Annotated in this window: 3 protein-coding genes and 1 pseudogene; 2 read left to right on the forward strand and 2 right to left on the reverse strand. The window is 44.0% G+C overall.

What is annotated here, in order from left to right:
- The first annotated feature begins 30 nt into the window (after nt 1-30).
- Nucleotides 31-4,323 carry a DNA-directed RNA polymerase subunit beta' gene (gene rpoC / locus BCY91_RS06375; protein WP_120181147.1) on the forward strand — a complete coding sequence of 1,431 codons (4,293 nt, stop codon included), beginning with the start codon at nt 31-33 and terminating at the stop codon, nt 4,321-4,323.
- 58 nt (nt 4,324-4,381) lie between these two features.
- Here the strand turns inward: rpoC and BCY91_RS06380 are convergent, their stop codons facing one another.
- Together BCY91_RS06380 and BCY91_RS06385 are read right to left on the reverse strand one after the other, a co-directional pair.
- Nucleotides 4,382-5,002: a SprT family zinc-dependent metalloprotease gene (locus tag BCY91_RS06380; protein WP_120181148.1), complete on the reverse strand. Its 621-nt coding sequence runs from the start codon at nt 5,000-5,002 to the stop codon at nt 4,382-4,384.
- A gap of 16 nt (nt 5,003-5,018) precedes the next feature.
- Nucleotides 5,019-6,401 carry a LutB/LldF family L-lactate oxidation iron-sulfur protein gene (locus BCY91_RS06385; RefSeq protein WP_120181149.1) on the reverse strand — a complete coding sequence of 461 codons (1,383 nt, stop codon included), beginning with the start codon at nt 6,399-6,401 and terminating at the stop codon, nt 5,019-5,021.
- Nucleotides 6,402-6,942: 541 nt separating this feature from the next.
- On the opposite strand from BCY91_RS06385, the pseudogene BCY91_RS06390 reads away from it, so the two are divergent.
- Nucleotides 6,943-8,868 (forward strand): annotated as a pseudogene (locus BCY91_RS06390) (hypothetical protein); the annotation flags it as partial.

Consider the following 8,868-nt stretch of genomic DNA (forward strand, 5'->3'; position numbering starts at 1 on the left):
GCCTTAAGCCTTTTAACCTTAAAAAAGAATATGTCTTACAAAAAGGATAGTAAAATAAAAAGCAATTTCACCTCAATCACCATTAGCTTATCATCTCCGGAAGCAATTTTGGAGCGTTCTAGTGGCGAGGTGTTAAAGCCAGAAACCATCAATTACAGAACTTATAAGCCAGAGCGTGACGGTTTGTTTTGTGAAAGAATTTTTGGTCCGGTAAAAGATTACGAATGCCACTGCGGTAAATACAAAAGAATCCGTTACAAGGGTATCGTTTGTGACCGTTGCGGTGTTGAAGTTACCGAGAAAAAGGTGCGTCGCGAGCGTATGGGTCACATCAACTTAGTGGTTCCGGTTGCGCACATCTGGTATTTCAGATCTTTGCCAAATAAAATTGGTTATTTGCTAGGCTTGCCAACTAAACGTTTAGATTTAATTATCTATTACGAAAGATATGTGGTAATTCAGCCTGGTATGATGCAGGATGACGGCATCAACTACATGGATTTTTTAACAGAAGAAGAATACTTGGATATTTTGGATAAACTTCCAAAAGAAAATCAGTATTTGGATGATAAAGATCCGAACAAGTTTGTTGCTAAAATGGGTGCGGATGCGTTGGAGGACTTATTGAAGAGATTGGATTTAGACCAACTTTCTTACGATTTACGCCACCAAGCAGCAAACGAAACCTCGCAACAACGTAAAAACGAGGCTTTAAAACGCTTGCAAGTTGTAGAGGCTTTCCGCGATTCTAAAACGCGTATAGAGAACAATCCGGAGTGGATGATTGTGAAAATTGTTCCGGTTATTCCACCAGAGTTGCGTCCGTTAGTGCCTTTGGAAGGTGGCCGTTTCGCAACTTCAGATTTGAACGATTTATACAGAAGGGTAATTATCCGTAACAACCGTTTGAAGAGATTGATGGAGATTAAAGCTCCGGAGGTGATTCTTCGTAACGAGAAAAGGATGTTGCAAGAAGCGGTTGACTCTTTGTTTGATAACTCGCGTAAAGTAAACGCAGTTAAAACCGAGGGTAACAGAGCTTTAAAATCATTATCAGATATTTTAAAAGGTAAACAAGGACGTTTCCGTCAGAACTTGTTGGGTAAACGTGTGGATTACTCTGGCCGTTCTGTAATTGTGGTTGGTCCAACCTTAAAATTGCACGAGTGCGGTTTACCTAAAGATATGGCTGCCGAGCTATTTAAACCGTTTATCATCCGCAAAATGATTGAGCGTGGTGTGGTTAAAACGGTAAAATCGGCAAAGAAAATTGTTGACAGAAAAGACCCGCTAGTTTGGGATATTTTGGAGAATGTGTTAAAGGGCCATCCGGTACTTTTGAACAGGGCACCTACGCTTCACCGTTTGGGTATCCAATCTTTCCAGCCAAAGTTAGTTGAGGGCAAGGCTATCCAGTTGCACCCATTGGTGTGTACAGCGTTTAACGCGGATTTTGACGGTGACCAAATGGCGGTACACGTTCCACTTGGTAACGCCGCAATTTTGGAAGCCCAAATTTTGATGTTGGCATCGCATAACATCCTTAACCCGGCAAACGGTACACCGGTAACAGTACCTTCGCAGGATATGGTTTTGGGTCTGTACTACATGACCAAAGGCCGTAAATCTGAAGAAGGACACATCGTTAAAGGAGAGGGACAAACTTTTTATTCATCTGAAGAGGTTATTATCGCCTACAACGAGAAAAAAGTTGACCTTCATGCATTTATCAAAGTAAAAACTACGGTTAAAGAAAAATCTGGCGACTTGGTAGAGAAGATTATTGATACCACCGTTGGCCGTGTTTTATTTAACGAAGTAGTACCTAAAGAAGTTGGATATATCAACGAACTATTGACCAAAAAATCTTTAAGAGATATCATTGGTGAGGTGGTGAAGGTGACAGGTATGTCTGGTGCTGCCAATTTCTTGGACGAGATTAAAACCTTAGGTTTCCAATCTGCTTTTAAAGGCGGTTTATCGTTTAACTTGAAGGATTTGAACATTCCGACAGAGAAGCATACGCTTTTAGAACAAGCCAGGGCCGAGGTTGATGAGGTAATGGGTAACTACAACATGGGTTTCATTACCAATAACGAGCGTTACAACCAGATTATCGATATCTGGACACGTATCAACAACAGGTTGACTACCCACGTAATGACGCAGTTAACCAACGACAACCAAGGTTTCAACTCGGTTTACATGATGCTGGACTCTGGGGCGCGTGGTTCTAAGGAGCAAATCCGTCAGCTTTGCGGTATGAGGGGCTTAATGGCGAAACCGCAGAAATCGGGTTCGGGTGGTGAGATTATCGAAAACCCAATCTTATCAAACTTTAAAGAAGGTTTGTCTGTATTGGAATACTTCATCTCTACCCACGGTGCGCGTAAAGGTTTGGCGGATACGGCGTTAAAAACTGCGGATGCGGGTTACCTAACTCGTCGTTTGCATGATGTAGCGCAAGATATGGTTATTAAACAACACGATTGCGGGACTTTAAGAGGTATGTTCACCACTGCGCTTAAGGATAATGAGGATATTGTTGAGCCATTATACGATAGAATTTTAGGTCGTACTTCTTTACATGATGTTTATGATCCGGTAACTAACGAGCTGTACGTAAAAGCCGATCAAGATATTACCGAAGAAATTGCAAGGAAAATTGAGGAGTCGCCATTAGAAGGTGTTGAAATCCGTTCGGTGTTAACTTGCGAGGCGCCAAGAGGGGTATGTGCTTTATGCTACGGACGTAACTTAGCTTCGGGCAAACCAGTTCAAATGGGTGAGGCTGTAGGTGTAATTGCAGCACAGTCTATCGGAGAGCCGGGTACACAGTTGACATTGCGTACTTTCCACGTGGGTGGTACGGCATCTAACATTGCGGCTGAGTCGCAGGTTAATGCAAAATTTGACGGTGTTATCGAGTTTGAAAACTTAAGAACCGTTACCAGAACAACTGATGATGGTGAAGTAGAAGTGGTGTTAGGCCGTTCGGGCGAGTTCAAAATTACAGATCCAACTTCTGGACGTGTAATTATGGCTAATAACATCCCTTACGGTTCGTACCTATATGTTAAAGAAGGCGATAAAGTTACTAAAGGCGACAGAATTTGTTCTTGGGATCCATACAACGCGGTTATTATTTCCGAGTTCTCTGGTACTGTAGCATTTGAATCTGTTATTGAAGGGGTAACTTTCCGTGAAGAATCAGATGAGCAAACCGGTCACAGAGAGAAAGTAATTATCGATACCAGAGATAAAACCAAAAACCCGGTTGTTAAAATCGTTGATAAAAAAGGTGGTTCAATCAGAGAATACAACATTCCGGTTGGGGCGCACGTTACGGTTGACGAGGGCGATGAGGTGAAAATGGGCGAGATTTTAGTGAAAATCCCGCGTACAAGTGGAAAAACTCGAGATATTACCGGTGGTTTACCGCGTGTAACCGAGTTGTTTGAAGCTAGAAACCCATCAAACCCTGCTGTAGTAACCGAGATTGACGGTGTTGTAACTTTAGGTGGTGTTAAACGTGGTAACCGTGAGGTAACTATTGAGTCAAGAGACGGGCAGATTAAGAAATACTTGGTTCCGCTTTCTAAACACATCTTAGTACAGGATAACGACTTTGTTAAAGCTGGTATGCCATTGTCAGACGGTGCTATCTCTCCTGGAGATATCCTTTCTATCAAAGGACCTGCTGCGGTGCAAGAATACTTAGTGAATGGTATCCAAGAGGTTTACCGTTTGCAAGGTGTGAAAATCAACGATAAGCACTTCGAAACTATCGTTCACCAAATGATGCAGAAGGTAATGATTGAGGATGCTGGTGACACTCGTTTCTTAGAGAAAGAAGCAGTTGACAGGTTTGATTTCTCTATCGAAAACGATGAGATTTACGATAAAATGGTGGTGGAAGACGCGGGCGACTCTAACGTATTGAAGCAAGGACAAATTGTATCTGTACGTAAGTTGCGTGATGAGAACTCACAATTGAAACGTAAAGACCTTAAATTGGTGACGGCTCGCGAAGCAAGAGCGGCAACCGCTAGCCCAATGTTGCAAGGTATCACCCGTGCATCTTTAGGTACTAAATCATTTATCTCGGCGGCATCGTTCCAAGAAACTACAAAAGTATTGAACGAGGCAGCTATTGCAGGTAAACGCGATTACCTACTTGGACTTAAAGAGAACGTAATTGTTGGTCACTTAATTCCGTCTGGAACAGGTTTGCGCGATTACGAACGAATTATTGTAGGTTCGCAAGAAGAGTACGATAAACTGATGGCTTCTAAAGAAGAGGAAGACGAAGTAGAAGCGTAAACTTCTGTTTCTAAATATAAAGGCCTGCAGGTTAAACTTGCAGGCCTTTTTTGTTGATTTAATCTGGATTTTTAGCCAAATATACTTCGGCAACTGGGCTAAATAAATAAACCAACCCAGATGCTGTTTCTACACAGCGATAACGTTTCCTGATCCGCTCGAGCTTTTTAAACTTCCGTCCGTTTTTTAAATAAAACTCCTGTTGGTCTGGCACCTGCTCAACCATCAAAGCGTTGGGCTGTTTGGCATCAAAGGTTTTTAGGGCTTTGTATAAACCCAAATCAGCACAACTGGATGCTGCCGGATTTTCTAAATAGTTCAGTATCGCTGAATGAATTTCTTTCGGGAAAAGCTGAAGCTCAAAAAATGGGCGCATCATCAATTTGAAATTGTTCTTCCACTCTTGCCCGTGCGGTTTAGCGTTTCTTTGGTGCTCGTTCCAAGTTTTTAAGTGCGCAAACTCGTGCACGGTAGTTACCAAAAAGGCGTAGGGGTTTAAGTTATAGTTTACCGAAATACGGTGTCCGTGCCCTTCGTATGGCGGACGGTAATCGCCCAATTTAGTATTTCGAGTTCTCGAAATCTTAAACTCGCAACGGTAATGATCAATCCATTTTGCAATCACTGGTGCCGCACTTTCGGGCATATACTTTTTAAGGATATCAATCTTCTGATTCATTCTCCGTTGGCATACCTTATTTAGATGGATGTTCCTTTTTCCACTGCGCGCCAAAAGACTGGTCGGCAATTTTTGGAAGTTCTCTTTTAGGTCCCCAATATTTTCCAAAGAAATTTTTTAACAAAAAGTTCTTCATCTTACCGCCAAACATATCCATAAAACCGCGTTTTAACATTCCGCGTTTCCAAATCTGCCACCCAATTTTTTCTGATTTAGGACCGAGGTTAGCTTTTACAGCATCGCGCCGGTTTAAAAGCAGCATTTTATGGATGTCGATTTTTACTGGGCAAACCTCGCTACACTTGCCGCACAAGCTGGATGCGTAGCTCAAGTGTTTAAACTCTTTCATGCCTTTGAGGTGAGGCGTAATTAAAGATCCAATTGGACCGCTATATGTAGTGTCGTAAGTATGGCCGCCTATGTTTTTATAAATAGGGCAAGCGTTTAAACAAGCTCCACACCTAATACAGTACAGGCCTTGGCGTTGATCTTTTTGCGCTAAAAGCTCTGTGCGGCCATTGTCTAACAATATCACGTACATCTGTTCCGGCCCGTCTGTTTCATTTTCCTGCTTTGGGCCACTGATGATGCTATTATAAACCGTTAGGTTTTGGCCTGTGCCATGGGTTGCTAGCATAGGCCAAAATAAATCTAGATCTGCAATGGACGGAATCAGTTTTTCGATGCCCACAATTGCGACGTGTATTTTAGGAAAAGTGGTAGTGAGCCTTGCGTTTCCCTCATTTTCTGTGATGGCGATGCTTCCCGTATCGGCAATTAAAAAGTTTGCACCCGTAATGCCTACATCGGCAGATAGGTATTTATCTCTTAAAAGCTCACGCGCTTTAGCCGTAAGTTGTTGTGGAGTGGCATCTGGAGGCGTGCCGAATTTTTCGTGGAATAGTTTTGCGATATCCTCTTTACTGAGGTGCATTGCGGGTGTTACAATATGATAAGGCTTTTGCCCCAGCAATTGTACAATATATTCGCCCAAATCAGATTCTATCGACTCGATTCCGTGGTTTTCTAAAAACTCGTTTAGATGAATTTCCTCTGTCGCCATAGATTTGGATTTGATGACGGTTTTAGCATTCGCTTTTTGCAAGATACTCAGTATCTCTGCAGTTGCTTCCTCTACCGTATTAGCCCATAAAACCTTCCCGCCTTTCTTTTGGAAATTACTTTCAAACTCTGGCAAAAGTTTGTCGAGGTTTTCCATTACGCGCCATTTAATCTGGTGACCTTTTTTTTTGGCGTGTTCTAAATTGACTATTCGTGACAGTCCTCTTTCAACCGCGGTATCGTACCGGCCGATGTTGTGATTGATAATGTTCCGGTGTGGAATATCAAAAGATTTCTGTGAAGAATTTTCTACAAATCTCTCTGCTGTATTAGTCATGTTCCAAATTTAATATTTTCTTTCGCTAAAGTGCGGTTTGTATTGGCATGGCGCTGTGTGAAAAAAAGAAAACAAAAGAAGAAAGCTCTTCGTATAATCGGACGCAAGTAAATAATGGGGGTGCAAAAGTAGAAGAATCGGGTTATTGTACGGTAATGTAGGTTAAGGCAAGTGTTCAAAAACCGCTGACCGTTTTTAATGAGAAATAACTTTTTAACGCGAATTGCCGAAAGTTATTAACATATAGCCTAAATGTGGATAAAAAACCCGGTGATTTAGCTCTGGAATAAATTTTCCCGATATTCTTCAAAGTGAGAATTATGTTTCCCGGTTTTGCTTCGGTGAAGCTAAGCGGATTAGAATAGCAAGAAATTGGATAAAAAAAAACGAGTTAAAAAAACGACATTACCTAGCCTCAAAGCTATTAGAATGCGGTTTAGTGGTTGGTTCCAAAAATATTGCCAAGAAGGAGGTTAGCCAATTCTTTTTTTGGATTACACGGCTCAAGGATTGATTTGTAAAATAGAATAATTAGAGATATATGAAAAAAAATCTACTCTTCGTTTTAGGTTTAATATTTTTTCTGACAACGGCTGCTTTTGCCCAGGACGGCATGAACGGGTTTCAATATCAAGCCGTAGTACGTAAGGCTGATGGGAAAGAACTCCAAAATCAGAAAATCAACACCCGTTTTACCATTTTAAGTGGTTCGTCTAACGGTGTTGAGGTTTACTCGGAAACGCAAAAGCTTACAACCAATCAGTTTGGTTTATTTAACCATGTGGTTGGTCGTGGTGTTCCGGTATCAGCCATTAAATTGACAGATGTAGATTTTTCGGTATCCAATTATTTTTTAAAAGTAGAGCTAGATCTTACCGGTGGAAATAACTTTCAACCTTTCGGCAGTACAGAATTATTAGCTGTGCCTTTTGCATTATATGCTAAAACTAGCGGCAGCGGAAATACCCAAGCTGGTGGTGCGGTAGGCCCTACCGGTGATAAAGGCGCACAAGGGGAAAAAGGACCGCAAGGCGACAAGGGACCGCAAGGAGATAAAGGTCCTGTTGGCGACAAGGGACCCCAAGGTGATAAAGGTTTGCAGGGTGAGCCAGGTTTAAAAGGTACGGACGGTGTTAAAGGAGAGGCAGGGGATAAAGGTCCTATTGGCGACAAAGGCCCTCAAGGTGACAAAGGTTTGCAGGGTGAACCAGGACTAAAAGGTGCGGATGGTGTTAAAGGAGCGGTAGGGGATAAAGGTCCACGTGGTGATGCAGGTTTAGTTGGTGAAAGAGGTCCGGCAGGACCAACTGGTTTAACAGGTCCAACCGGTGCTACCGGTCCTGTTGGCGACAAAGGCCCCCGAGGCGACAAAGGAGAAGCTGGTGATAAAGGACCAGTAGGCGATGCAGGTAAAGATGGCGCTGACGGTGCTATGCTTAGAAACGGAATTGTAAATCCTGACAGCAATATCGGGAACGAAGGAGATTTTTACTTAAATACGGCTCAAAATAGACTCTATGGACCTAAGAAAAATGGTTCATGGGGAAATGGATTTTTAATTGTTGGAGAGAAAGGTGATAAGGGAGAAAAAGGTGACGTAGGTCCTGCGGGTCCGCAAGGCGAGCCGGGCATCCAAGGCCCGCAAGGCGAAACAGGTCCTGCAGGTGCAGACGGAAAAGACGGTAACGTGGGTCCTCAGGGTCCCGCGGGTCCACAAGGCGAGCCGGGCGTCCAAGGTCCACAAGGAGAGAAAGGTCCTGCGGGTGCAAACGGTAAAGACGGAAAAGATGGTGTTGACGGCAAAGACGGGATAAACGGAACGAATGGTAATGACGGCAAATCTGCTTATGCGCTAGCCCAGTCCAACGGGTTCGTGGGAACAGAGACAGAATACCTTGCTTCCCTGAAAGGTGCAGACGGAAAAGACGGTAACGTGGGTCCTCAGGGTCCCGCGGGTCCACAAGGTGAGCCGGGCATCCAAGGCCCTCAAGGCGAAACAGGACCTGCGGGTTCACAAGGTATCCAAGGAGAAACCGGTCCTGCGGGTCCACAAGGCGAGCCGGGCGAGAAAGGTCCACAAGGCGAGAAAGGTCCTGCGGGTGTTGACGGCAAAGACGGGATAAACGGAACGAATGGTAATGACGGCAAATCTGCTTATGCGCTAGCCCAGTCCAACGGGTTCGTGGGAACAGAGACAGAATACCTTGCTTCCCTGAAAGGTGCAGACGGAAAAGACGGTAACGTGGGTCCTCAGGGTCCCGCGGGTCCACAAGGCGAGCCGGGCGTCCAAGGCCCACAAGGCGAAACAGGTCCTCAAGGCGAGCCGGGCGTCCAAGGTCCACAAGGCGAGAAAGGTTCTGCGGGTGCACAAGGTATCCAAGGTGAAGCCGGTCCACAAGGCTTACCGGGCGAGAAAGGTAACGACGGTGCTCCTGGCGTTCAGGGTCCTGCAGGTCCGCAAGGTGAG

Origin of the sequence: Pelobium manganitolerans (assembly GCF_003609575.1) — a bacterium.
GTDB classification, from domain to species: domain Bacteria; phylum Bacteroidota; class Bacteroidia; order Sphingobacteriales; family Sphingobacteriaceae; genus Pseudopedobacter; species Pseudopedobacter manganitolerans.

What these genes read in the sequence shown, in the direction of transcription:
- rpoC (WP_120181147.1), top strand. Translation starts at nt 31, where the DNA reads ATGTCTTACAAAAAGGATAGTAAAATAAAAAGCAATTTCACCTCAATC.
- BCY91_RS06380 (WP_120181148.1), bottom strand. Translation starts at nt 5,002, where the DNA reads ATGAATCAGAAGATTGATATCCTTAAAAAGTATATGCCCGAAAGTGCG.
- BCY91_RS06385 (WP_120181149.1), bottom strand. Translation starts at nt 6,401, where the DNA reads ATGACTAATACAGCAGAGAGATTTGTAGAAAATTCTTCACAGAAATCT.